The following is a 23,909-nucleotide window of genomic DNA, read 5'->3' as shown; positions in this document are numbered from 1 at the left end:
ATTAGTAACTATCTCTCATGTTGAAAGGCTATCAACAATTGTATAAGTGAATTTAACAATTATGATCAAGCTATCATTTTTTATTATTGTAAATTTTAGCATCTGCCAAAAATTATATACATAAGTAAATCATTTTTATGAATAATTCTTATTACATTTGAATTATTCACTTTTCTAAGAAATTGCATAAAATTCAAATTTTATAAACTATACTTTAAGAATCTCAATTTTCATAAATGTTGTCAACTATTTTTTGATTTCAAAAAAATATGCAATGCAATTTCATGTAAAAACAAGAAATTTATTACACACTAGTTACCAAAATTATTTTTTACAAACACATTTAATAAAGAATATACTTGGTCTTTATAGCAATTCTTATTTTCTTCAATAACCCCGAATTTCTGTGAAAAGGATGCTCGCAAATACCAACTCTCTAAAAAAAGGAGTATCAAATTTTGAAAATCTTCTTTACCCATAGACATTTCGGAGGGATCATAATATCTTATAATTTCACTATCTAGCACTTCATTGACTTCTTTGAGATGATTGTGAATCTCTGGTGTTAACTCGTCTGGTGCACTGGATAATTGGACATATAACCTGATATACCTTTCATCGATATCAAATATAAATTCAAATAAAAACTGGTAAAGCCCATCAATTGAGTAGTTAGAATCACTGTTGTTTTCGAGTATAAACGTTTTAAAGTAGTTAAAACAGTTTTCTACACTTTTACGATAAATCTCTTCTTTATTGCTGTAATGATAATATAAACTTGCTTTTTTGATGTTTACACTTTTAGCAATATCATCAAGTGTAGTACCGTAATATCCCTTTTCAGAAAATAAGGTTATTGCATTATCAATAATCTTATTCTTCAATTCTAAAATCTCCCCCTTATTTAATTTTTAATCGTTATATTACAGAAAAATTAAGTTAAAATTACAAATATTACTTTTCAAGTATAACAACATTCTATTGCAAATTGAAATACTTTCGATTAATATATTCGATGCAACCTAACTAACGAAAGGTAGTTAAATAAAATGCAATTTTTTAACTTTTTGCTTTTTTACCCTATTTTCATGTCAATTTACTGGATAGTTGGTTCAATTTATTACTTTTTCACTAAAGAATCGCCCTTTAATAAGCGAGATATAGTCAACAACAATGAACAAATTGAAGGCATCACTTTCTTACTAGCATGTTACAACGAAAGTGAAACTGTAAGAGATACGCTATCGAATGTCCTGTCACTTAATTACGCAAAAAAGGAAATTATTATCATTAATGATGGCAGTTCTGATAATACTGCTGACATTATTTATGATATGAAGAAACATCACGACTTTAAGTTTGTAGATTTACAAGTTAATAGAGGTAAAGCAAATGCTTTAAACGAAGGTGTGAAGCAAGCTTCATATGACTACGTGATGTGCTTAGATGCAGATACGATTGTGGATCAAGATGCCCCGTATTATATGATGGACAACTTCAAGAAAAATCCTAAACTAGGTGCTGTCACAGGTAACCCACGTATTCGCAACAAGAGTTCAATTTTAGGCAAGATACAAACGATAGAATATGCGAGCTTAATCGGATGTATTAAACGCAGTCAATCACTGGCTGGCGCGATTAACACCATTTCAGGTGTGTTTACATTATTTAAGAAAAGCGCACTGAAAGAAGTCGGCTATTGGGATACTGATATGATTACCGAAGATATAGCAGTATCGTGGAAATTACACCTAGCGGGGTTTCATATCTTATATGAACCACGCGCATTATGTTGGATGCTTGTGCCTGAAACAGTTGGTGGTCTATGGAAACAACGTGTGAGATGGGCTCAAGGTGGACATGAAGTACTTCTTAGAGATTTTTGGGCAACGATGAAATCTAAGAAATTGTCACTTTATATCCTCATGTTTGAACAAATCATCTCTATCACTTGGGTTTATATCATTCTGTTATACCTGGCATTTTTGTTGATGACTGCTAACTTTTTAGATTACACATATTTGAAATATAGCTTTTCAATTTTTTTCCTTTCATCATTTACGATGACATTTATCAACATCATTCAGTTTACAGTTGCTTTATTTATAGACAGTCGCTACGAAAAGAAAAATATAGTTGGTTTAATTTTTGTGAGTTGGTACCCAACAGTTTATTGGATTATCAACGCCGCCGTAGTCATTTTCGCATTTCCTAAAGCATTAAAAAGAAAGAAAGGTGGCTATGCTACATGGTCAAGCCCAGACAGAGGAAATATCCAACGGTAAAATCGTCTTTGAATTTAGTTAGGGAGAGCTTATTCATCGCGATATCTTGCGCATTTTGGATTTATTGTGTCGTTGTCATGATTGTATATATAGGGACGCTTATCAATTCACAAGTTGAAAGTGTGATTACGATACGTATTGCACTCAATGTGGAGAACGTAGAAATTTATAAGATATTTGAATTGATGCTGATTTTCTCAATCATTATTTTCATATTCTTTACTTTTAGTATGATTTTTCAAAAAATTAAGAAAGGTCGTGAAGCATGAAGCCTTTCAAATTTATCTTGATTAGCTTAATTATGATGTTAGTAATGACGAATGTAACACCAATCTTTCATCATAATGCAAAAGCTGATGAAGACAACAAGAAGTTAAAGTATCACAAGAATAGCGCTTTAGCGTTAAACTATCACAGAGTTAGAAAAAATGACCCCTTGAATGATTTTATAACTTTATTTTCAAGTAGTAAGGAAATTAAGAATTATAGTGTGACGGATAAAGAATTTGAGTCACAAATCAAATGGCTGAAGGAACATGATGCAAAGTTCCTTACTTTAAAAGAGTTTCTGAAGTATAAAAAGAAAGGTAAGTTTCCAAAACGTAGTGTGTGGATTAATTTCGATGATATGGATCAAACTATTTATCAAAATGCCTTTCCAATATTAAAAAAATATAAAATTCCAGCAACTGGATTTGTGATTACTGGACATATTGGTCAACAAAACTTCCATAATTTAGATATGATGACTCAGTCTCAATTATCAGAAATGTATCGTACAGGCCTTTGGGATTTCGAAACACACACGAATAATCTACATTCGTTAAAGAAAGGAAATAAGTCAAAGTTTCTAGAAGCATCTAATCCTGCTGCTACTAAGGATATTGAAGATAGTGAAGATGTGTTAAATTCTAAATTTGGCAAAAATCAACATGCCATCGCTTACCCTTATGGTCTAATCAACAATAGTAAAATTCAAGCTTCTAAAGATGCAGGTATGAAATACGGATTTACATTAAGTGAAAGAGCTGTCACTCCAAATGTAAATAATTACAAAATACTTCGTATTCTAGTAAGTAACGATGCATTCGAAACTTTAATTAAGAAATGGGACGGTTTCAATGAAGAAAAATAGACTTGAATTAGTATACTTACGTACTTTTATATATATCATCATTATTGTCACTCATTTATTAACACAAATCACTTTAGAACATGAACATCTTTCAGGAAGTTCGCTTATTCTGCAATTTTATATAAGAAATATAGTCATATTTGGGACACCTAGTTTTATCGTTTTATCACAGTTGTTAACTACATTAAATTATAAATCTGTTAGCATGCAATATTTGTTTTCTCGCTTTAAGTATATCTTTATTCCTTATATATTAGTGGGACTATTTTATAGTTATAGTGAATCATTGTTAACCGCTTCGTCTTTCAAAAAACAATTTATTGAAAATGTGATTTTGGGACAATGGTATGGTTATTTCATCATTATTATCATGCAATTCTTCATTTTATCGTACGTAATTTATAAGATTAATTATAAACTTTTTAATAGTAAGCTTTTATTATTGCTAGCCTTTGTCATACAACAAGCTTTTTTATATTATTTTAATCATAGCGATGCTTTTCATGGATTTGTAAAACATTATTATCCATTAAGTGAGAATACGATGATACTTGGATGGATTTTCTATTTCTTTTTAGGTGGCTATATCGGGTACAACTATGGACGCGTGCTATCATTCTTAGAAAAATATCTCGTCATCATGATTATGCTAGCATTGGGTTCATATGTACTATTTATTGCTATATCTGGGGACGATTATTGGAATGTAACCAGTTTTACGTATTCACTCACGCTTTATAACAGTGTGATGTTTTTTGTACTTGTAGGTATTTGCGCACACTTTAAAACCATGTTACTTAACACGATTCAGATGATTAGTGCATTTTCATTCTTTATTTATTTGCTACATCCAATTATTTTGGATTCGCTATTTGCGTATACCAATATCTTTGAGGATAACACGGTTGTCTTCTTAGCCGTTTCCTTGCTGATGATTCTCGGCATCTGCATTGGTGTTGGTATGATATTGAGAGAATTTTATATTTTTAGGTTCGTTATTGGCAAACAGCCGTATAAGCTACAGTTTAATCATTATCAACCTAGTTGGAAATCACACTAATGTTGGAAAAGCGCCACCCGCAGAGATAAAATAGATGGATCTCTGCGGGTGGCGCTTTGGGTTTGTGGTGGATTACTTTTTTATGAGAATAATACTTTCAATACTCTAAAGAATGAACCGATTAATTGGAATAATGTACCTGACATTGGATTTCACCCCTTTCACTTTATAGATTTTACTTATCAACTCTCAATGACTTATTTATTAATTTGAAGTTAATTGTTCACTTTGAACTAAATCATCTGCAAGGTTGTGCCAAAATTGTTGTAGTTCTTCTCTTGTGCGTACTGTATCTGAACTGTCTTGTCCAACAAAGTCTACATGGTCCCAATCATGTTTGACTGGTGTGACTTGCCATACACCTTTTTGATTTTTATCTGTTGCTTTTACATATTTTTGATTGAATGGATGTTGTGCTGAAATCACCGATACTAGACCGTCGTTTTCTCTCCACTCTTTTTCAGTCGCTTTACCAATTACATTGGCAGTTATCGTGAATGGGAAGAATAGATTGTAATCTGCTTTTTGTCTACCGAATAATGATGCATGCGTTGATTCACCTGTATATGTTTTATAAACGATATTAGGATTTAATGATGTTTTACGATTCAGATCTGTGGCACCATCACGTGTGAGATCATAGAAACCATTATCTTGAGATTTCCATAATTTAGAATTTTGAACTCTTTTCGCGTAATCGATGTATGATTCATTTGGTTTTTGTTTAAGACCCCATTGCGCTAAGCCAAAGTCTACACGTGAATTTTTTCTACCGAATGCCTTACCTACATCGAATACCACTTGGCGTACTAAGGCTTCGTTACCTAGTTCATCTGAAGCGTGTGTACCATTATGCGGTGAAGCTAAAGTCGTGATAGAAGATACCATATTGTCGTTGTTTCCTTTATATAAAGGTGAAATGGTACCCCCATGTTCTTTTTGGTATTCTACTTCTTCAGGGTTACCATGTCTTAATAATTCTTCTAGTTGTCGAATTGTTTGTCCGCCCATACTATGTCCTACAAGATGAACTTTCTGACCTGGTTTCCAGTCTTTGTAGACACCTTCGTATGTTTTACCGTAACGTTTGTGACCATATCTTGCGGCATGTGCTGCACCATAGTCTACTCTTCCACCTTTAATATAATAGTAAAGTTCTACGGCACGGTCATAGTTACTACTAAATGCACTAATGCTTGCTTCATATGCTTCATAACCATTTTCTTCTAAATCTTGACGAATATTCATCTTATCGCCACCCCAGTAATGTGATAGCACCGTAGGGTTGATATCGTCAGTAAATCCATTGAAACCGTGAACTAAGATAATTGGATCATGATTTTTATATTGACTATGTTTCGCCTTTTTATTTGTTTGATCTTTATTTTGTTGTGTTGTTTGCTGTTTGGATTTTTTTTTAGTTGTAGCGACGGCATTATTTTTTAGTGTACCTAATCCGTCTTTAGAGTCTTTATCTTTATCAGAAGAATCATCTTTGTTCGAAGTTGGATTTGCCTTATCGCCAACAGTTAAAGATTTGGATTCGTCGCTATCCTTTGTTGTAGCTAGTGTAGCTTCTGAAGTTGCGTCATCTTGAGCTGTCACCTTTTGATGGTTATCTGCCTCTGGTTGATTATCTTTTTGCGATGTAGCTTTAGGCGATTTCACTGTCGCTGTTGTGTCATCTGTATCTTTTGATGATTTTGTTTCATCAGTGTTTTCTTTTGTAAGTGTTTGCGCATCTTCATCTTTACTATTTTGTGCGTTTTCTTTTGTCTGTTGTTTATCTTGTGTTTCAGACTCACTCACTTGGTTACCTTGATTGTCTGATTTGTTTTCAGTTTTTGATGGTATTTGAGTTTGATTGTCAGTTGATTCGTGATGCTCTGCTTTTTCCATTGGTGCTGCATCTTCAGCTTCTGTTTTAGCATTTTGGTTCTGTGTCTTTTCTTTAGTATTTTCAGTTGATGTTTGATCTGTTTTACGTGCATCATCTGTTGTTGAAGGTTGTTTTACATCTTCTTTTGAATCACTTTGTTGATGACCTTGATTTCCTGTTGACTGTTCTTGTGCTTGGTTTTGAGATGTTGCACTTTCTTCATTGTCAGTGTTTTGATGTACGTCTTTTTGGTTATTCTCATTATGTAAGCTATTTTGTTGATTCGTCTTATCATTCGTATCATTTTTAACATTCGGTTGTTCAGACGTTGATTGAGTTTCCTCATTTTTCGTTGTCTGATGCTCATTCACATTTTCTTTATTTGCCCCAATAGATTGTGATATCTCATTGTCCGAAGTTCCCTGATTGTGATTTTCCTCGGCAGCCTGAGCTGAATTACCCCCGATAAATAATAATGCTGCTATCAAGATTGATGATGTCCCCACACTAAACTTGCGAATACTATACTTGTTTTTTCTTGTCTCCATTAGTAGCACCTCTATTTATTTAATTTTTTAAAAATGAACTTCGCAATTATAAATGATTAAATGAATAAATTAATAATTGCGCGTGGTAGTAACTCGAATAGCTTACTAAAAACCGCTTTAATAGCTTCCATAATGACCATCCTTTCTATCGAAAAGAAAACGCTTACATTTAATATAAAAAATTTTTGTATATACAAAACTCTTGAGTTGCATATAAAATATAAAACACTTATCTTTTTCGATTAAATTTAAAACATATCATACTGTAATATTGAAAAATTGTCAATAATTACATGCAATTAAATTGACCAATTATATAAAAGAATTCTCATGGAATTACAAGCTAGAAGATATATTTTAAAATGAATATAGCTAAATATCACTATATAAAGAGGATGAAAATTATGGATTGTTTGCAATTTGAAAACTATTTAAATATTAATACATCTCAATATCAAAACCTTAATGTGGAAACACTTAATCATATGATGGAACGTTATATGCTGACTGTTCCCTTTGAAAATATTAGTGTTCAAAATCAAGTTCCTATTTCTGTTAACATTGAAGATCTTTTCAGAAAAATCGTCCTAAATCATCGAGGTGGATTCTGTTATGAAATGAATCATCTATTTGGAACATACTTAGAGGAGAAAGGGTTTGATGTTCATCGTGCTTCAGCTACCATTCATACCCCTGATGGTGGCCGTTCTCTAGAAGGTTCACATATGTCTTTATATACGAAAATAGACGGTATATATTACGTTACGGATGTAGGTTTTGGTGATTTACCGTTACATGCAATTCCAATTACTCATGTTTCCCAACCTACTGTTATCTCTGATATTAATGGAGAATTTCGTGCAATTTTAGATACAGAAGACTACTATCATGTTCAAAAACTTAAAAACAACGAATGGGTTACGTTGTACCATGCACTATTAAAACCTCAATTCATTCATGATTTTGATGATAAGATTGTTTATAACCAAAGTAATCCGAACTCTATTTTTGTAAAACAATTACTTGTCACACAGCCACAAACATTTGGTCGGGCTACAATGACACATCGCACACTCACGTTAAGCTATGGAGATTCTAAAGAAAAATATGATGTTACAGCTCACAATTACAAACATTTTCTAAAAAAATATTTTAATCTAAACGAAACGATTGATAGACTTGAAGACTAATCATTACTTTAGACAACCAAGGGTATTGTTGAATAATGAGGTGAAAAGAATGTCAAACATTGAAATATTAGGAGCTAAACAAAATAATCTTAAAAATATTGATGTCAGCATCCCCAAACATCAATTAACTGTATTTACAGGGAGGTCGGGCTCAGGTAAGTCTTCATTAGTCTTTAATACGATAGCCGCTGAGTCAGAACGACTATTAAACGAAACATATTCAAGTTATGTGCAACACCAATTAACTCAATACGAAAAACCGAATGTCGATCAAATCAATCATTTGCCTGTTGCCATGATTATAAATCAAAAACGTCTTGGCGGAAATTCACGTTCTACTGTAGGTACTATTTCAGATATTTATGCTTCTGTAAGACTGTTGTGGTCAAGAATTGGAGAACCCTTTGTAGGATATTCAGATATTTTCTCTTTTAATAATCCTAAAGGCATGTGTGATACATGTTCAGGTCTCGGTTATTTAGAGGATATTGATTTAAACGAATTACTAGATTTCGATAAATCCCTAAATGAAGACGCGATTAAATTCCCTTCCTTTAGACCTGACAGTTGGCGTGGTAAACGTTACCTCTATACCGGGTTATTTGATAATGATAAGAAATTAAAAGACTATACTAAAGAAGAAATGGATACATTTTTATATACCGAACCTACAAAATTAAAAAATCCGCCATCAAATTGGCCAAGAACAGCAAAATTTGAAGGTTTAATTCATCGCTTTAGACGTTCTTTCTTGCTTAATGATAATTTTGAAAAGAAACGTTTTAAAGCTGATATTGATCGTGTTGTGTCAAAACATGAATGTCCATCATGTCATGGTAAAAGACTCAATGATAAAGTTTTAAGTTGTAAAATCAATGGTGTGAATATCGCTGATTTCACCGATTTACCTATTGATGATGCCGTTCATTTTCTAGAAAATATCAATTCAAATACAGCCAAAGTGATTATTGAACCATTAAAGCAACAACTACAGGCATTGAGCTATATCGGTTTAAATTATTTAACTTTATCACGAGAAACAACTTCACTGTCAGGTGGCGAATCTCAACGTATTAAACTGATCAGACATTTAAATAGTCCACTAAGTGATTTAGTTTATATTATTGATGAGCCAAGCGTTGGACTACATCCTGAAGATATTCAAAGAATTAATGATATGATTCAGTCGCTTAAAGAGAAAGGAAACACAGTGCTTGTGGTCGAACACGACCCAGATGTAATACAAACAGCCGATCATGTGATTGATATTGGACCTAATGCAGGGAAAGATGGCGGAGAGATTATGTTCGAGGGGACATATGATGATTTACTTCAATCTCAAACGAGCACGGGTAAAGCTTTAAATAAAAAGCATAATCTCAAAGAGAATCCTAGAACTACTTCAGAGATGTTTCATATCAAAGATATCTCACGAAATAATTTGAATCATATTTCAACGCAATTACCTAAACAAGCTATGACCGTCGTAACAGGTGTGGCCGGTTCTGGAAAGAGTTCGCTTATTTCAGCGGCATTTGAACACGATGATCGTGCTATTTTTATCGATCAGAAACCACCTCATGCGTCTAATAGATCTAACTTACTGACGTATCTAAATATCTTTGATGACGTACGAAGTTTCTTTAGTCAACACACGGGCATGAAAAAAAGCATGTTTAGTTATAATTCTGAGGGTGCATGTCCTGAATGCCATGGTAAAGGTGTTATTAAAACTGAACTTGCATTTATGCCAGACTTTTCCCAAATTTGTGAGATGTGCAATGGCACAAGATACCGCCCTGAAGTACTAGAAGCAACAGTAGATGGTAACTCTATCGCGGATATCTTAGCACTCACTGTCAGTGAAGCCATTACGCAGTTTCACGGACAAGAAAGTATCACTCGTCCGCTTCAAGCATTAGCGAACACTGGGCTTAACTATATGACTTTAGGTCAATCTTTAGATACTTTGTCTGGTGGAGAAATTCAACGTGTTAAATTAAGTCGATATCTCACTGAAGATGTACACGATCAAATCTTTATTTTCGATGAACCAACGACTGGACTTCATGAAGATGATTTACCTGTCCTTATCGATTGCTTTAACCATTTGATTGAACAAGGTAATACCGTTATTCTTATTGAACATAATTTAACAATGATGACTCAAGCCGATTGGTTTATCGATATTGGACCTTATGCTGGAGATAAAGGTGGCCAATTATTATATAGCGGTCAGCCTGCCGGACTACTAAAAATAAAGAATTCAGTTACCGCAAAGCATTTAAATCGCTATATTCACAAATAACCCATATAAACATTGATACTATTAAAAAGCCTCTAAACTGAAATTTTAAATCATTTCAGTTCAGAGGCTTTTCTTCTAAGATGATTCATTTACCATTGTTGGATATCTTTTCTCTCACCTTTAAAGTTATTACTTTTCTGATGTCGTTGCGCTAACACTTTTTCCACTTCTGAAAATGGAATGTCTAATGCATGCAATAATACGAATAAATGATACATGACATCAGCTGTTTCATTAACCACTTCTTGTTGATTGTGCTTCATTGCACCAATGACCACCTCAAAAGCTTCTTCTCCAAACTTTTTAGAAATTTTCTCTATCCCTTCTTTAAGTAAGTATTGTGTGTAAGACTTGCTTTTATTCGACTTAGCACTTTCACGCACTGTTTGTTGAAGCGATTGAACAACAAAAGGAACTTCAGTATTAAAACAACTTTGGCTCCCCGTATGACATGTAGGCCCATTAGGGTTGACCTTAATAAGTAATGTATCATTATCACAGTCTATATAAATATCTACAACGCTTTGCGTATGTCCTGAAGACTCACCTTTCGTCCATAATCGTTCTTTAGACCTTGAGTAGAAAGTGACTACACCTTCATCTACAGTTTTTTGATAAGCTTCTTCGTTCATGTAACCAAGCATTAATACTTGATTTGTCATCGCATCTTGTAAAATGGCTGGCACTAATCCTTTTGAAAAATCTACATCTTTTCTCATCTTACAGGTATACCTCCTTGGCGCAATGTTTCTTTAATCTGATCAACCGATGTCTCTTTATCATGTAAAATACTTGCTGCTAAACCTGCAGATACATCTGTTTTTCGAAACAATTCTACAAAATGCTGAGCGTTTCCTCCGCCTCCTGAAGCTATTATTGGGAGATTAACTAAGGACTTTATCTCGGACAAATGTTCAATATCAAACCCTTGTTTCATCCCATCATGACGCATACTTGTAACGAGAAGTTCTCCTGCGCCTAAATGTTCTACTTGTTGAACCCAGTCATAGACACGGACATCTGTTAATTTTTTACCGCCATGCGTCGTACAGAAATAATCGTGTCTATTCTCATCGTAATAACTATCTATTGCGATACATATACATTGTCTTCCAAACTTTTCACTCGCCTGTCGTATGAGTTCAGGATTTTTTAGGGCGCTTGAATTCAATGACACTTTATCCGCACCGTGATGAAGTAATTGTGTGATATCATCCAATGTTTGAATGCCGCCTCCTATTGTAAGAGGAATAAAGAGTTGGTTAGCCGTTTCCTCTATCACTTCGAGCATTAAATCATGTCCTGCCTCAGTTCTTGAAATATCTAAAAAGACAAGTTCATCTGCACCTGCATCGTTATAATACAAAGCTAAATCAACAGGGTTTCCAATATCTCTCAATCCTTTAAATTGAACCCCTTTCACTACACGACCATCCTTCACATCTAAACAAGGAATAATTCTCTTCTTAATCAAGATAACCCCTCCCAAAATGATGCATGATGTGCAGCTTTACCAATGATGGCCGCATGTACATTAAGTTGCTCTAAACGTTTCAAATCATGTTGATGTCTTATGCCACCAGACGCAATGATAGGTAAATTTGTAAACTCAGCTAGTCGACCTGTGATCTCAAAGTTTGGCCCTGATAACTTTCCGTCCTTTGAAATATCTGTATAAATAATCCCACCAAGCGGTAATCCTTCTATTTGCGATACGAATTCAAACAAATTGAGTTGTGCATCTTCTTCCCAACCATTGATCTTAATATCTTCTTGATACGCATCCACTGATAGATAAATTTTTCCTGGAAAATGATTGGCAATTTCACTTAACCATTGAGGATGTTGAATACCTTTCGTGCCAACGATGCAGTAATCAATACCAGCGTTAAAATAGTCTTCAATTGTCGATATTGTACGAATGCCGCCTCCTACTTCAATTGGCTTATGTGTACGGCCTCTCAATGTTTTAATATAATCCAGTTCTCTCGCTTCTTTAGCTTTCGCACCAATTAAATCGACGATATGGATACGTTTCACACTCTCGAACTGACTATAAAATTCGATACTGTCTTCAACAGATCTTTCCATCTTTTCTTCGGACTCATATTTACCTTCTGTTAATCTAACACTTGTTGAATTTATGAGATCGATTGCTGGCCATAATTCAATCATCAATAAAACCGCCTTTCAATGCCTGCTTTAAAATGGCTAAGCCATGTTCACCGCTTTTCTCAGGGTGAAATTGAATCCCAATGTAATGACGATATTGGATGACGCCTGGAACTTGAGTACCATAATTAGCATACGCCACAACATGCTCAGACATTTCTGCTTGATACGAATGAACAAAATAAACATCGGTTTGTAATAAAGGATGTTGACTGTGTAACTGATTCCATCCTAAATGAGGTACTGGATACGAAGTTTGAATCGGCACAATATTTCCCGGGACAAGTCCTAAACCATCGACGTCTCCTTCAGCACTATGCTCAAATAACAACTGCATACCTAGACATATTCCAATAATCAGTGTGCCATCAATCTTTTTTAAGATTTGATCTAACCCTTTAGAGTGAATGGATACCATTGCATCTTTGAAATGACCTACACCTGGCAAAACGATAGCATCAGCAGACATCATTTCTGCTTCTTCACACGTCAAAACGACTTCATACCCTAAATGTTTAATAGCTCTAGTTACGTTACTGATGTTTCCTAAACCGTAATCTATAACTGCAATCATTCAATCACACCTTTAGATGAAGGAATAAGACCATCTTTAGTAGGCATGTGCGCTACCTTTAACGCTCTAGCAAATGATTTAAATATCGCTTCAATTTCATGATGCGTATTGCCACCTCGAATTAAATCAATATGAACGGTTAAACGCGCATTAATCACTAACGCTCGAAAGAATTCTTCAACTAGTTCAGTATCAAATGTGCCTACCTTTTCCTTACTGAGATTGGCGTTAAAAGAAAGATAAGGACGACCGCTAATATCTACAATCGTACGTGCGAGCGTTTCATCCATTGGTATATAGGCACTTCCATACCGAGTGAAGCTTCTTTGGTCACGTGTCAGTTCTTGTAACAATTGACCTATGACAATACCAATATCTTCAGTAACATGATGATCATCTACATATGTATCACCGTTCGCTACAATATTTAGAGTTAAACCACTGTGAAACGTAAAAAGTGTCAGCATATGATCTAAGAAACCTACGCCCGTATCGATATGAGATGGTTGACCATTATTAGCAAGTTCAATATTTAATTGTGTTTCATTGGTGTTACGTATTTTTCGATAAGTCATAACGCTCTCTCCATTCTTTAACAATGCCTTCTAATTGCTCAAGCTGTTCCTCAGTGGCTATAGAATAACGGACATAATCCTTCATATTTTCTTCTTCATAAATTCGTGGTTTAAACCCATTTTTGAAAATAAATTCCCCTAAATCATGCGCGAGTTTGCCTTTAGTTAAGACAAAGTTTGTATAGGAAGGATACACTTTGATAACGTCTGCAACATGCTTGGTGAAAATCGCTTTCAATCGTGTCGCTAGTGCACGCTGTCTCTTTAAAAATGCTGTTGTGTCATTTTCAGAAATAAAAAGTGACGTAGCCACTTTCAATGTGAAACTATTAAGTGGATAAGGATGTTCTATACGTTGAATCAAACGAATCGTTGCTTCGTGACCGATGATGATACCAAGGCGTAACCCTGCTATACCAAAAGCTTTCGAAAGTGTACGCATGCGAATAACATGAGGGGTATTCGGAACCTCGTAAGGTTGACCGTAATCAAGATATGCTTCATCTATAACAAAGTAACTACCTATCTTATTCAATTTCTCACTTATTGAGTTAATGAAAGTCATATCAAATTGCTTTCCAGTCGGATTATGTGGATTACTCATAATGAAAAATGATGGGCGAACCACTTCAATCCGATCTAAAATGTGTTGCAAATTAAATTGTAAATCTTGATCAGATTCTACAAATTCAATAGGACGTTGTACTTGTGCAGCATACGCTTGATACATGAAGAAGTCAGGGTTTAACGTGAGTACGGGTCCTTCTGGCATAATCAACATCAGTTTTTGAATTAATTCATCTGAACCATTTGCCGCAATCACTTGATTTGGCTTTAATTTATAAAATGAAGCATAAGCTTCTCTAAATCGTTGATATTCTTCGTCAGGATATAAGTTATATTGCATGTCTTTCAAAATTTCATTAAGTTGAACCTGTGATAAAGGTGCAATGGGACTTTCATTCTTATCTATACGTATCAATATGTGTCCCTCCTTAATTGCGTATTTGAATAGACTTTTCATGATTATATAAAGATTCAATATGTGCAATGTGTTCTGCTGAATGCGCGACCTCTTTAAAGGTTTGTTGCGTTAACTGAATCACTGAATTGCGCGTCATAAAATCATTTACTGTTAATCCATTTGAAAATCTAGCAGTTTGGTTTGTTGGAAGGACGTGGCTAGGTCCAGCTACATAGTCACCGATCACTTCAGGAGAATAATGTCCTAAAAATAACGCACCTACATATTTAATTTTTTCAACGTATGTTTCTGGTGCTTTTGTTTGAATAGATGCGTGTTCTGGGGCAATCGTGTTCATAACTTGGCATGCTTCGTCATGATTTGAAGCTAAAATTAAATAATGATGTTGAGCGATACTTTTCGAAATAATATCTTTACGTTTCGCATCTGCGAGCGCTTTAGTTATTTTAGTTTTTAGTTGGTTTAATACGTGCTCATCTTCACTAATTACATAAGTACGTGCCATTTCATCATGTTCTGCTTGTGCGAAGACATCATAGGTAATCGCATCTAAGTCTGCAGTGTTGTCTATAATTAACGCAATCTCTGTAGGTCCGGCAATTTGATCGATACCTACCTGCCCGAAGACATACTTTTTAGCATAGGCTACAAATTGATTGCCTGGTCCTACAATTTTATCGACCTTCTCAATAGCGTCTGTTTCATACGTCAACGCGGCAATACTTTGAGCCCCACCGACCTGATAAACATGGTTCACGCCAGTAATGTAACAAGCTGCTAATACTTCTTTACAAATCCCGTCCGCTTGAGGTGGTGTAACGACGGTAATATGCTCTACCCCGGCTACTTGTGCAAGCATTGCCGTCATTAGTACCGTAGAAGGATAACTCGCTTTACCTCCTGGAACATAAATCCCTACGCGCTCAATAGGATGATAGATTTCGTAGCATTCCTCGCTTTTAAGTTGGGTCATATTTGTCTTAATCTTTTCTTGATAGGCTTTAATTCGTCTATAACTTTGTTCAAGGGCATGTCGTGTTGTTTCATCTAATTTATCATAAGCTTCTTTGAGTTTAGATTGAGCCACTTCTAATTGATCTGTTTTCACATGGTCAAATGTTAAATTATAATTTTTTAGTGCACGGTCCCCTTTTAATTTGACTTCCTCACATATATCTCGTACTAACGGATACAGTGATTCGTCTAATGTTTCATTCTGAGCAAATTGTTCTATAAATTGTTGTGCTTTAAGCATAGTCAATAGACACCCCCAATTGCTTAATTAACCTTTCTATTTCAGTAGATTTCTTGAAATATGCCTCTTTATTCGTAATTAACTTGGCATTGATATCTCCAATATGTCTCTTCTCAACAAGACCATTCGCCTTAAGTGTTGTACCTGTTTGTACGATGTCTACAATCCCGTCAACCATGTCAACAAGACATGAAAGTTCGACTGAACCATTTAAATAAATGAGTTCAACATCCATTCCTTGGTTGGCAAAGTACTGTGTGGCCGTATGAATATAGCTCGTCGCTACTTTTTTGTACGCCGTCGTTTGAGGTTTAGAAGCTAAAGCAAAGTGACATTTCCCAAATGGCAAATCTAATAAGTTATTAATATTAAATTTGTGTTCGTTTAGCACATCACTCCCGACAATCCCAACATCTGCAATACCTTGCTCAACATATGTAGGTACATCGCTACCTTTAACTAGAATAAATTCAATGCTATCTACAGTAAGCAGTAATAACCTTTTTCTCGATAATAAAGCCTCAGACATGTCTATCTGTTTTATTCGCTGTAAATAGTCTATGAAACTGTCTAATAATCGCCCTTTTGCTAATGCTACACGTAACATGACATTCGCTCCTTCCCCTTTTATAAAATTACAGCGTCAAACCTAAGCCAAATCCTTCTAACTCACCATGGTAGTACCCGCCTGTTAACACACTTTCGTGCGAGTGTTCTAAATGACATTTGATAAATACACCCTTGTAATAAGACCTTGGCGGCTGTGCAGTAATATCCAGATGAATATCTTTTAACCCCCATGATTTTAGCCATCCTTCCCACAATTGCAATGTTTGAAGCGCAGGATGGTTAGCACTGAGGTAATTAGGAAGCAACTGGAGTTGATTTAATGTGTTCTCTTTCAATATTCGAATAAGCGGATGATGCACACCCAATTTGTTAACCAAACCTGATATATTTCTTTCTTCAATCATTTCTACTACGTCGGGTGTTTGAAACTGTTGGTCTAGAAGTGCATCGATCAATTGATAGTGTCCAAGAATCACAAATTGTATACGATCATGAAGACCGCTTTTAATGAATTTGTGAAAATGTATAAAACTGTTTTTAATGACTTCACGTGAAGGATGATAATTTTCGATTCCTATTTGTTTAATCACTTTATTATTTCTAATAATGTCACCAGCATACGCAACTTGTTGGTGATTTGAAGGATAAGCTGAGTAATATCTAAATAATTGATCAGTAAAATCGTTTCTTAAGGCATATAAGTGTTTATGATGTTGCCAAAAATGACGTTCTTCCATTTGTTGTAAATCTTCATGCGTAAGATTTCCCCAGTTCAACTTTTCTATTAAATTAAAATCAACAAGTTGATAACCTTGTTGTTTGAAATACTTTAGAAATGCTAATTCCTTTTCTTTAATCGAAATTATGTCTAATTTACTCACAAGATGTCACCTCGGCCCAAACACTTTAATGCTATATTGTACTAAAGTGAAAATGTAGTATTAAACTACCATGACGAAATTAATATTACAAGTATTTTTCTGAAAATTCTTTCAATTATAAACACAGTTTTACCTTTGCATTTTAACTCATCCACACATCATCTTCTTTTAATCTCATATACACCTTGTTTAACTCTAATAGATATATTATTCTAAAATGTAGTTATACATATTATCTTTAAGCAATTTTAAATTTAAAACTCTGTTGCTTGCACATATTTTTAAAATTCTCCACAAAAAAAGCAAAATACCAATCGATAACGATTAGCATTTTGCTCAACACACGCAATAACTAGAGATACTATGACTACATTAATACACAAAAATTTAGGGATGCAGCATGAAGCTGCGTAAGTGATTTTGAGAAAAAATTAACAGTATACTCTAATTACCACACAAAACATACTAACCCATAAAGCCCAATTTAATGAGTTAGTATGGCTTATATAGTAATATCATTGCCCACTCAAAAGATTTATTCAATTGTAATCACAATTAGGATTATATCAATTTTAAATCAAAGAATGTGAATGCAAATTAAGCCATCTGATACTTATGTGACATATTTTAATAAATGTCTCATTTTAAGAGGTGTATAATGAAAAATAAAGATCTGCGTGTAGAAAAAACTGAACAAGCATTATTAAATGCTTTATTTGAAACGCTAAGAACGAAAGATTTTGGTCAAATTACCGTCCAAGATTTATGTGACAAAGCTTTAGTCAGACGTTCAACATTCTATAGACGTTTCGACGATAAGTATGATTTACTTAAATTATTAATACAAAAGTTGATTTTTAGAGTGAGAGAGAAACATTCTACAACTTTAAATCCAGATGATCCTAGACCCCACTTCGAGAAAGTGATTCGTGAATCATTGGATTATTTATATGAACATAAACCCATTGTTCAAAACGTACTAACTATGGTACTCTATGATGAAGTGACTGATATTATATATGAGCAATTGTATGAAGGTATGAAAGCTCAAATACAGTTTGAAATACGTCATGGGGTTGAATTTAATGTGGATATAGATATTCTTGCTGACTTTATTGCAGGAGGCATATTACGTACAATGTATGCATGGATTCAAGACGGCCAAGAACGTTCAATAGATGATTTAACAAAAGAAGTGGTTACTATTCTGAATGGTGTACATAATTATCATGCTAAATTTTAAAAAGTACTATCTCGACCATACACCTCAACACCATTTTCAACGATAAAAGTAGTACAATGCAATTGTGTTCGTGCTATAAGTGAAGTACTATAGTAAATGCTGTTAATTATTAATTTGCAACGCTCAGAAATTATTTTACAGAGCAACCATCAAATAATATATGCATCAATCACACAGATTTTGAAGTGTCGGATTAATGAGGTGAATAAAAAATGAATAACAATGATTTACGTGTTAAGAAGACACAGCGTGCGCTTATGGATTCATTCTTAGAACTACTTAAGACGAAGAATTTTAGTCAAATTACTGTTCAAGATTTGTGTGATCGAGCTATGGTACGTCGCTCAACTTTCTATCGTCATTACAGTGATAAATATGATTTATTAAACCAAGTTCTAGCTAACTTTTTCAACAGTTTGCATGAATCTCATTTAGATAATTTATTGGTGAAAGAACCGAAAACATATTTCGAAAATATAGTTAGGGAGACGCTTTATTTTTTAATAGAAAATAGAGATACCATCCAAAGCGTCTTTACTATTGCCTATTATGACGAAATTACCCGCATTGTATATAACCAGCTTTATAAGGGTGTTGAAAGACAGGTTAATTTCGACATCCGTCATGGCATTCGATTTAATATTGATTTAGAAGTTTACATGGAATTCATGGCTGGTGGTATCTTGCGCATTATTTATGCTTGGTTAAAAGAGGGACAAAAGCGTTCAGTCGAAGATTTAACACTAGAAGTCGTCAAAATTATAAATGGCATTAGAGAAACACACATTAAAAAATTTTAATAACTATTATAGATGAAAACCCTCGCTAGATAGTGATATGACCCCCAATTGTGTCATTATTTAGCGAAGGTTCTTATTTTAGCGCTTAGTGTCCTGCCATCCAAGGTCTTCCTTGTGTGGCTTTTTTACGTTTATTTGTCGGCAACTTATCTTTAGTAACAACACGAGGTTGTTGTCCCTTTTCAATACGTTGCTTTAATTTCCCATCCATTTTATAAGTTTGAAAAGCGTTAAATACACGTGTAGATGTGTCGCCACAATGTGGACAATAAGCATATTCATGTTGTTCATTCATGGATTGTCTCATTGTAAATGGCCCACACGTTGAACAATCATAAGTATATTTTGGCATTATTCATCAGGCTCCAAACTCGGTACAATATCGTCTTTAAATATCTCTCTCGGAATCGCAATCGTACAGCAGGCATTCGGAACATCTACGATACCGGCAACTGTGCCTTGCACTGGCGCTGTACCTAGTAGCATATAAGCTTGCTCTCCAGTGAATCCTCGTGTTTTCAAGAATTCAATCGCATTAAGCACCGCATTTCTGTATGCAGTGGTCGCATCATTATATTTTTGTTCACCTGTAAATTCATTTACAGAAATACCTTCGAAGACAATATAATCATTATAATTTGGTAGAAGTGGACCTGGTTTGAATGTTGGATTTTTCTTAATATGATACTTTTCCATCCCATTTTTAATGACATTCACGCGTAATTCAATCCATCCTGGCATTTCAATACCACCACAGAATGTAATTTCTCCATCACCTTGAGAAAAATGTAAATCACCTACAGATAATTTGGCACCTTTAACATGAACTGGGAAGTAAATTCGAGACCCTTTTGATAAATCTTTGATATCACAGTTGCCCCCATTTTCACGAGGCGGAACTGTACGTGCGCCTTCTTTAGCTACACGATCAAAGTCTCTTCCTTTAAGCGTACCTAATACTGCCGCATCCTCAGTAGGTAAATTCGCTAACACAGGTTCACGGTCTGGGTCTGTATCGACAAGCGCACGTTCACGACGATTCCATTCATCTAACATTTCTTGGGATGGTGCCACTCCGATTAACCCCGGATGAATAACCCCTGCAAATTCGACCCCTGGAACATGTCGACTAGTAGCATAGATTCCATTGAAATCCCAAATAGACTTGGCCGCATTAGGATAATGGTCCACTAAGAAACTGCCTCCATTCGTTTTATCAAAGATACCGTTAAATCCCCATTCATGTTCAGGAAAAGTTCCGATGTCTAGAATATCAACGACAAGTAAATCTCCTGGTTCGACACCATTCACATACACAGGACCACTTAATACATGGACACGATTCAAATTGACATATTTAATTTCATTTGCGTCATCATTATTTCCTACTTGTCCATCAGTCCAGTCTAAACATTCCATTCTAAATGATTCTCCAGGTTCTACTGAAAATGCTGCCGGAATATCTGGATGCCATCTGTTATGTCCTGGATGCGCTTGTTGATCCATTGTCTTGTTTAAATCAATACTAAATAACTTTTTAGGCATGGGCCTAACCCCCTTGTATGAAAGTTATAACGCTTGATTATGTCGGAACATTCTGTCAATTGAATATTAACATATTACATGTAAGTATTAGTACAAATATGGTAAAACGCTTACATTAAACTTCAAAATAATAGGTTATCGCAAAAACAGATGCGATAACCAACTTAATATACCTTTACTTTTTTTATCAGCTTTGACCGAAGGATATGAAGCACCCTCGAGATAATTTCGTTTATAGTGAACATATGCATTACCTTTATTATTAATGGCGATATACCATTTTTGATGTTTAGGAACAACGTCATATAAATCTTTCTTCACATCATATGTTGTGCCATCAATCTTGTGCTCTCCTTTGGATAAAACTTTTTTATACTCGTATTGTTTACGATAGTACTTCATCATATCATTCGCAATTTCATTACGTGTAAGTTTAGCTGTTTCACTTGGATAAGGCGACACATCTAGAATCGTTTCATTCAGCCTTAAACGATGTTGTTTATTCGTCAAAGCTAAACTATATCCTGAATCACTTGTTCCTGTTTTCAAACCATCAGTCCCTTTATAATACTTAGGCTGCCCTTTTAAAGATAAGTTTGTAGATTTAAACGTTTGTCCTTTTTGAGTTTCTGACGTTTTCTTAGTAATTTTCAGTATTTCCGGATGATTTTTTAACATTTCATACATCATTATATTCATATCTTTGGATGTACTTTGCGTCTTACCTTGGTTTTTATACTTTTCAGGGGCACTAGGTCCTAATAAATGAGTATCTGCCCCTGTAGGACTTGTATAGTGGGTATGATTCATATGAAATTGCTTTGCTTGTTGATTCATTTGATCTGTAAAAGTAGACGTCGATTTCGATACCTTTTCTCCTAGAATTAAGGCTGCAGCATTACTAGATGCTAAAGCAGTTTGACTTAAAATTTCTTTAACTGTATAGATTTGACCAGCTTTTAAAGGAACTGAGGATAGGTTAGATTTTCGAGATAATTGCGCCTGTTGGTTAGTAATTTTTACTTTATCGTTCATATGTAGTTTTCCAGATTTTACAGCATCTAGTGTCAAATACATTGTCATCATTTTAGTTAAAGAAGCAGGGTCTACTTTTTTATTTTCATGATAACTATAAAGTATTTGACCTTGATCTGTTGAGAGTGTTAAAGATTGAGGTTCGTATGTGCTTGAAATTTTCGTATTATCTTTGTTCTTTAATAAAGAGGTTGGTTTTTCCACTGCAAAACTTGGAGAAGCTGATAATAATGTGACCACACATAACACGCCTGTCACGCTTAGTATTCTTTGAAACATCATATCACCTGATTTTATTTTATAAATTTCCCAATTATGTATGTACCTTGCATATAATACTTATATCAAGTTTAACGCAACTTTTCAAAAAATACTGAATGCACAATGACAAAGGTTCTAAAATCATCAACGTGACAAACTTTTATAGGTAATATGTGTGAGTTTTAAAAAATAGGTGTTTTGTATATTTTTTAGTTCATGTAATACTAAATAGTGAAATGTAAAAACACAATTGGGTTGGTAGTCCCAATGCAAATTCATAGGATTTGTCAGTAACCCTCCTCCTCAGGTTGTCCATCATTTCAAGTTTAATTAAGAGGAGGGACTAGACATGAAATTATCAGTATTTCATGATGGTCAGTTTTTTATAGGTTTAGTTAAATTCTCGATGAACAATTCAGTTAAATTTTCTAAACATATTTTTGGTCAAGAACCTAGTGACGAAGAAGTGCTTGGATTTATCACCAACGAATTAGAACGTTTGATAGACAACACTCAGACTCAAACTACACTGAAGGCTCAAACAAAAAAGGTCAATCCTAAAAGACTACAAAGGAAAGTAGCAAAAGAACAAAAAAAGCCTAAATTTACAACTATTGCACAAGAAGCTATGAAGAAAGAACAAGAGTTAAAGAAAAAAGGACGGAAAAAGCGTAAGAAACAAAATAAAGAAAAGCATGAAGCTTATAAGCGTTCAATCAAAAAACAAAAAGCAAAAGAAAAACATAAAGGCCATTAATCAAAGGAGTCTATTTATGAAAACTGCTCTATTTTTATTACTAGATGAATATGCAGATTGGGAAATCGCATTTCTTAGTCCATATCTTAATCAAAGTACAAAATGGCAAGTGAAGACAGTTTCTTTGCAAGATAGTGTTACTTCAATTGGTGGTATTCATACCGCCATTGACTATAATTTAAATACTCTTCGTCCTCAAGGAGATTTACTTATCTTAGTAGGTGGAAACACCTGGAATATTGATTCGCCTACTTTACTAGAATATATTCATAATTTCTTTGATAAATCGAAACCTATTGGCGCTATTTGTGGTGCAGTTGACTATTTGGCCAAAAATGGTTTTTTAAATCACTTTAAGCATACTGGAAATTCAGTTGAACTTTGGTCTTCATTTGGGAACTATCATAATAAAGAATCTTTTATTAAAACTCAGGCTACACGTGATAGAAATCTCGTAACAGCTAACGGTACTGCAACAATTGATTTTTCTGAATACGTACTCAAAATGATAGAACTAGATACGAACGAAAACATCGAAAAACAATCTTTTATGAATAAGTATGGTTTGTATGAGTATTGTAAAAAGTTTGGAAACCCATATGAGTAATTACAAATAAAAATTCTTAAACATACCGATTACTCATTTAAGTAAAGCCAAGCTGAAACATAATCCCCAAAAATAATAGCAGTAAGATGATTCCAATTAGGAGTCGTCTTACTGCTACTTCTGTATTTAATACTTCGTAGAGCGTTTTGTTTTCTCTTAAATAAAATCAATTTTAAACTTTCTGCTAGTTGTTTTATTTTCCATGGGAATAGGGAATATACATTTATTGATAATTCTAAAAATC

At 34.2% G+C, this 23,909-nt stretch carries 22 protein-coding genes and 1 pseudogene; 10 read left to right on the top strand and 13 right to left on the bottom strand.

What is annotated here, in order from left to right:
- Positions 1 to 311 precede the first annotated feature (311 nt).
- A complete protein-coding gene (locus tag CD155_RS06985) occupies positions 312 to 884 on the bottom strand; it encodes a TetR/AcrR family transcriptional regulator (protein WP_002444719.1) in 573 nt (190 codons plus the stop codon).
- A 165-nt stretch (positions 885 to 1,049) separates the two neighbouring features.
- Here CD155_RS06985 and icaA point away from each other — a divergent pair, with 165 nt between their 5' ends.
- Genes icaA through icaC form a run of 4 tightly spaced genes read left to right on the top strand, consistent with a single transcriptional unit; the run spans position 1,050 to position 4,480 of the window.
- A complete protein-coding gene (icaA, locus tag CD155_RS06980; protein ID WP_103212906.1) occupies positions 1,050 to 2,285 on the top strand; it encodes a poly-beta-1,6 N-acetyl-D-glucosamine synthase IcaA in 1,236 nt (411 codons plus the stop codon).
- Positions 2,249 to 2,554 carry an intracellular adhesion protein IcaD gene (gene icaD, locus CD155_RS06975; RefSeq protein WP_037541753.1) on the top strand — a complete coding sequence of 102 codons (306 nt, stop codon included), beginning with the start codon at positions 2,249 to 2,251 and terminating at the stop codon, positions 2,552 to 2,554. The genes icaA and icaD overlap by 37 nt, the downstream gene beginning before the upstream one ends.
- Entirely contained in the window at positions 2,551 to 3,420 is an 870-nt protein-coding gene (gene icaB, locus CD155_RS06970; protein WP_103212905.1) for an intercellular adhesin biosynthesis polysaccharide N-deacetylase, read from the top strand. The genes icaD and icaB overlap by 4 nt, the downstream gene beginning before the upstream one ends.
- Positions 3,407 to 4,480: a polysaccharide intercellular adhesin biosynthesis/export protein IcaC gene (gene icaC / locus CD155_RS06965; protein WP_103212904.1), complete on the top strand. Its 1,074-nt coding sequence runs from the start codon at positions 3,407 to 3,409 to the stop codon at positions 4,478 to 4,480. The genes icaB and icaC overlap by 14 nt, the downstream gene beginning before the upstream one ends.
- A 204-nt stretch (positions 4,481 to 4,684) precedes the next feature.
- Here the strand turns inward: icaC and lip are convergent, their stop codons facing one another.
- The gene (lip, locus tag CD155_RS06960) at positions 4,685 to 6,907 is read right to left on the bottom strand and encodes a YSIRK-targeted triacylglycerol lipase (protein WP_103212903.1); all 2,223 of its coding nucleotides are present in this window, start codon (positions 6,905 to 6,907) and stop codon (positions 4,685 to 4,687) included.
- 404 nt (positions 6,908 to 7,311) lie between these two features.
- Here lip and CD155_RS06955 point away from each other — a divergent pair, with 404 nt between their 5' ends.
- Both CD155_RS06955 and CD155_RS06950 read left to right on the top strand, forming a co-directional pair.
- Entirely contained in the window at positions 7,312 to 8,097 is a 786-nt protein-coding gene (locus CD155_RS06955) for an arylamine N-acetyltransferase family protein (protein WP_172605799.1), read from the top strand.
- Positions 8,098 to 8,146: 49 nt separating this feature from the next.
- Complete coding sequence (locus CD155_RS06950) at positions 8,147 to 10,405, top strand: ATP-binding cassette domain-containing protein (RefSeq protein WP_103212901.1); 2,259 nt, start codon at positions 8,147 to 8,149, stop codon at positions 10,403 to 10,405.
- Positions 10,406 to 10,494: 89 nt separating this feature from the next.
- On the opposite strand, the pseudogene hisF reads toward CD155_RS06950, so the two are convergent.
- The 8 genes and pseudogenes from hisF to CD155_RS06905 all read right to left on the bottom strand — a co-directional run bounded on the left by hisF (position 10,495) and on the right by CD155_RS06905 (position 17,417).
- Positions 10,495 to 11,879 (bottom strand): annotated as a pseudogene (gene hisF / locus CD155_RS13100) (imidazole glycerol phosphate synthase subunit HisF).
- Positions 11,876 to 12,580, bottom strand: coding sequence for a 1-(5-phosphoribosyl)-5-((5-phosphoribosylamino)methylideneamino)imidazole-4-carboxamide isomerase (gene hisA, locus CD155_RS06935; protein ID WP_044466635.1), 705 nt, complete (start codon positions 12,578 to 12,580; stop codon positions 11,876 to 11,878). The pseudogene hisF and the gene hisA overlap by 4 nt, the downstream one beginning before the upstream one ends.
- A complete protein-coding gene (gene hisH, locus CD155_RS06930; RefSeq protein ID WP_103212898.1) occupies positions 12,573 to 13,151 on the bottom strand; it encodes an imidazole glycerol phosphate synthase subunit HisH in 579 nt (192 codons plus the stop codon). The genes hisA and hisH overlap by 8 nt, the downstream gene beginning before the upstream one ends.
- Positions 13,148 to 13,726 carry an imidazoleglycerol-phosphate dehydratase HisB gene (hisB, locus tag CD155_RS06925; protein WP_103212897.1) on the bottom strand — a complete coding sequence of 193 codons (579 nt, stop codon included), beginning with the start codon at positions 13,724 to 13,726 and terminating at the stop codon, positions 13,148 to 13,150. Before hisB ends, hisH begins: the two co-directional genes overlap by 4 nt.
- The gene (locus tag CD155_RS06920; protein ID WP_172605798.1) at positions 13,704 to 14,708 is read right to left on the bottom strand and encodes a pyridoxal phosphate-dependent aminotransferase; all 1,005 of its coding nucleotides are present in this window, start codon (positions 14,706 to 14,708) and stop codon (positions 13,704 to 13,706) included. The genes hisB and CD155_RS06920 overlap by 23 nt, the downstream gene beginning before the upstream one ends.
- A gap of 13 nt (positions 14,709 to 14,721) precedes the next feature.
- On the bottom strand, positions 14,722 to 15,966 hold the full coding sequence (gene hisD, locus CD155_RS06915) for a histidinol dehydrogenase (RefSeq protein WP_103212896.1): 1,245 nt from the start codon (positions 15,964 to 15,966) through the stop codon (positions 14,722 to 14,724).
- Positions 15,959 to 16,573 (bottom strand): ATP phosphoribosyltransferase, encoded by a 615-nt coding sequence (hisG, locus tag CD155_RS06910; RefSeq protein WP_103212895.1) that lies wholly within the window; start codon positions 16,571 to 16,573, stop codon positions 15,959 to 15,961. The genes hisD and hisG overlap by 8 nt, the downstream gene beginning before the upstream one ends.
- Before the next feature lie 28 nt (positions 16,574 to 16,601).
- On the bottom strand, positions 16,602 to 17,417 hold the full coding sequence (locus CD155_RS06905) for an ATP phosphoribosyltransferase regulatory subunit (protein WP_103212894.1): 816 nt from the start codon (positions 17,415 to 17,417) through the stop codon (positions 16,602 to 16,604).
- 658 nt (positions 17,418 to 18,075) lie between these two features.
- Here CD155_RS06905 and CD155_RS06900 point away from each other — a divergent pair.
- Positions 18,076 to 18,660 carry a TetR/AcrR family transcriptional regulator gene (locus CD155_RS06900; RefSeq protein ID WP_103212893.1) on the top strand — a complete coding sequence of 195 codons (585 nt, stop codon included), beginning with the start codon at positions 18,076 to 18,078 and terminating at the stop codon, positions 18,658 to 18,660.
- A gap of 212 nt (positions 18,661 to 18,872) precedes the next feature.
- The gene (locus CD155_RS06895; RefSeq protein ID WP_103212892.1) at positions 18,873 to 19,460 is read left to right on the top strand and encodes a TetR/AcrR family transcriptional regulator; all 588 of its coding nucleotides are present in this window, start codon (positions 18,873 to 18,875) and stop codon (positions 19,458 to 19,460) included.
- Between the two features lie 85 nt (positions 19,461 to 19,545).
- On the opposite strand, the gene CD155_RS06890 is transcribed toward CD155_RS06895, so the two are convergent.
- The 3 genes from CD155_RS06890 to pbp4 form a co-directional block, all read right to left on the bottom strand.
- Positions 19,546 to 19,812 carry an FmdB family zinc ribbon protein gene (locus CD155_RS06890; RefSeq protein ID WP_002444755.1) on the bottom strand — a complete coding sequence of 89 codons (267 nt, stop codon included), beginning with the start codon at positions 19,810 to 19,812 and terminating at the stop codon, positions 19,546 to 19,548.
- Positions 19,812 to 21,005, bottom strand: a complete 1,194-nt coding sequence (gene fmdA, locus CD155_RS06885) for a formamidase (RefSeq protein ID WP_044466642.1) — start codon at positions 21,003 to 21,005, stop codon at positions 19,812 to 19,814. The genes CD155_RS06890 and fmdA overlap by 1 nt, the downstream gene beginning before the upstream one ends.
- Before the next feature lie 135 nt (positions 21,006 to 21,140).
- Positions 21,141 to 22,319, bottom strand: a complete 1,179-nt coding sequence (pbp4, locus tag CD155_RS06880; RefSeq protein ID WP_103212891.1) for a penicillin-binding protein PBP4 — start codon at positions 22,317 to 22,319, stop codon at positions 21,141 to 21,143.
- Between the two features lie 331 nt (positions 22,320 to 22,650).
- Between pbp4 and CD155_RS06875 the strand changes: the two genes are divergently transcribed.
- Complete coding sequence (locus CD155_RS06875) at positions 22,651 to 23,058, top strand: YjdF family protein (RefSeq protein ID WP_103212890.1); 408 nt, start codon at positions 22,651 to 22,653, stop codon at positions 23,056 to 23,058.
- A 16-nt stretch (positions 23,059 to 23,074) separates the two neighbouring features.
- Positions 23,075 to 23,665, top strand: a complete 591-nt coding sequence (locus CD155_RS06870) for a DJ-1/PfpI family protein (protein WP_103212889.1) — start codon at positions 23,075 to 23,077, stop codon at positions 23,663 to 23,665.
- Positions 23,666 to 23,909 lie beyond the last annotated feature (244 nt).

It is taken from the genome of Staphylococcus caprae, assembly GCF_002902725.1.
Taxonomy (GTDB): domain Bacteria; phylum Bacillota; class Bacilli; order Staphylococcales; family Staphylococcaceae; genus Staphylococcus; species Staphylococcus caprae.
The sequence above is the reverse complement of the archived record's forward strand: the minus strand, read 5'-3'. Positions and strand labels throughout refer to the sequence as shown.